The organism is Parvibaculum sp. (assembly GCF_035511255.1).
Taxonomy (GTDB): domain Bacteria; phylum Pseudomonadota; class Alphaproteobacteria; order Parvibaculales; family Parvibaculaceae; genus Parvibaculum.
Genome location: NZ_DATKFR010000203.1, coordinates 1 through 1,734 on the forward strand (window position 1 = coordinate 1; position 1,734 = coordinate 1,734).

The following is a 1,734-nucleotide window of genomic DNA, read 5'->3' on the forward strand; positions in this document are numbered from 1 at the left end:
CAGCGGCGCGGCCTCGGTCTCGGCGCGAATGAACCGGAAGCGCAGCCGCTCTTCGTCGTAAAGCTCGACGCGGCGCGCCGCGAAGTCGTGGTCGGTCCGAAGTCGGCACTCGAAACGCAGCGGTTGATCCTGCGCGAGGTGAATTGGCTCGGTGATGGCGCGTTGGAGAGTATGACGGGAGACGGGTTCGCGCTGCTGGTTCGGCTGCGCTCCGGCGGCGAACTTGTTCCGGCGGCACTGAAGGCATCGACGACAGGCACCGAGGTCATCTTCGACGAAGGCCAGGACGGCGTCGCGCCGGGTCAGGCTTGCGTTTTCTACGATCGGGACGTGCCGAGCCGGGTGCTCGGCGGCGGATTCATCGCCCGTGCGGTGCGCGGGGAAGCCGCGCCGCACGCAGGGCAGGGTGCCCGCGTCATGGCCGCACAGTGAGGCGGAATCGCTTGTCTTTTTGTTACAGGCGACCGCAATTTGGCCCTATTCGAGCGGAATAAAGAGCTTGCGGCACAGGGCGTTACGACCCCACATTAGGGGCGGCGAACAGAAGGTGGGGATAACAAGTTGAACGGCATTGCCCGCATCGACGAACAGTCGGTTCTGAAGGCCTATGCGCGCTGGGCGCCGGTCTATGACTGGTCGTTCGGCCCCATCGCCGATTTCGGACGCAAACGCGCCATCGACATCATCAATCAGCGCGAAGGCTCGCTGCTGGAAGTCGGCGTCGGCACCGGGGTGGCGCTGCCGCGCTACGCGCCGCATCTCACCATCACCGGCATCGACCTGTCGCCCGACATGCTGCGCAAGGCGCGCGGTCGCGTCCGGCAGCGCAAGCTGAAGAACATCGCGGGTCTTTACGAAATGGACGCGTCGGAACTGCGTTTCGACGACGGAGCTTTCGATACCGTGGTGGCGATGTATGTGATGACAGTCGTGCCCGATCCCGTAAAGGTGCTGGCGGAACTCGAACGCGTCTGCAAGCCGGGCGGAGAAGTCGTCATCGTCAACCACTTCGCCCAGGATCACGGCATTCGCGGCCGGGTCGAACGCTGGATGACGCCGGCGGCTCGCGCGCTGGGCTGGCATCCCGATTTTCGCATCGAGACGATCACTCACATGACGACGCTCGATCTCGTCGGAACGCAGTCGCTGAAGCCGATGGGGCTTTTCACCATGCTGCGCTTCCGGAAGCCTGTGGAAGGCGAAAATTCCGCCGGCGCGACGGGCAAGGACGCCTGCTGCGCCGGTTGAGGCGCCGGATCGAGGCTTCTTGCGGGCTTTTTTCCAGATTTTGTCGGGACTTCGGGCAGTCTGCTTGACAGGCTTTCGGCCGCGCCCTTATATCCCGGTCTCTTCGAGGCGGGCCCGCTTGGGCCTTGCCCCGCCGGCCCGCAAGGCCGGCTCCTGGGGCGGAGTAGCTCAGCTGGCTAGAGCAGCGGAATCATAATCCGCGTGTCGGGGGTTCGAGTCCCTCCTCCGCTACCACTTTTCTCAACATCCTTGTAAACCAAAGACTTGGAGAGGCCGTCCGGTACGGGTTCGAGTGAAAATGTATCACTCGGATGGTTCAGCCGACAAAGGCCGGGGCGGCTGAAAAGCTCTAGTCGAGCCGCAACCTGTAGCCGACCCCGGTTTCCGTCAAAATCAAACGAGGCCGGGTCGGGTCGGCTTCCAGTTTTTCGCGCAACTGACGGATATAGACGCGGAGATACTGAACATCCTCGGTATGCGCTGGTC

At 63.3% G+C, this 1,734-nt stretch carries 3 protein-coding genes and 1 tRNA gene; 3 read left to right on the forward strand and 1 reads right to left on the reverse strand.

The features are described 5' to 3' along the window. The 3 genes from VMR03_RS08015 to VMR03_RS08025 all read left to right on the forward strand — a co-directional run. Nucleotides 1-432 (forward strand): aminomethyltransferase beta-barrel domain-containing protein (locus VMR03_RS08015; protein ID WP_325404009.1); only part of this gene is annotated, 432 nt, incomplete at its 5' end. A gap of 129 nt (nucleotides 433-561) precedes the next feature. After that, complete coding sequence (locus tag VMR03_RS08020; protein WP_325404011.1) at nucleotides 562-1,248, forward strand: class I SAM-dependent methyltransferase; 687 nt, start codon at nucleotides 562-564, stop codon at nucleotides 1,246-1,248. A 157-nt stretch (nucleotides 1,249-1,405) separates the two neighbouring features. Further along, nucleotides 1,406-1,482: transfer RNA gene (locus VMR03_RS08025), tRNA-Met, on the forward strand. Between the two features lie 115 nt (nucleotides 1,483-1,597). On the opposite strand, the gene VMR03_RS08030 is transcribed toward VMR03_RS08025, so the two are convergent. Beyond that, nucleotides 1,598-1,734: winged helix-turn-helix domain-containing protein (locus VMR03_RS08030; RefSeq protein WP_325404013.1), on the reverse strand; the 137-nt coding region annotated here is incomplete at its 5' end.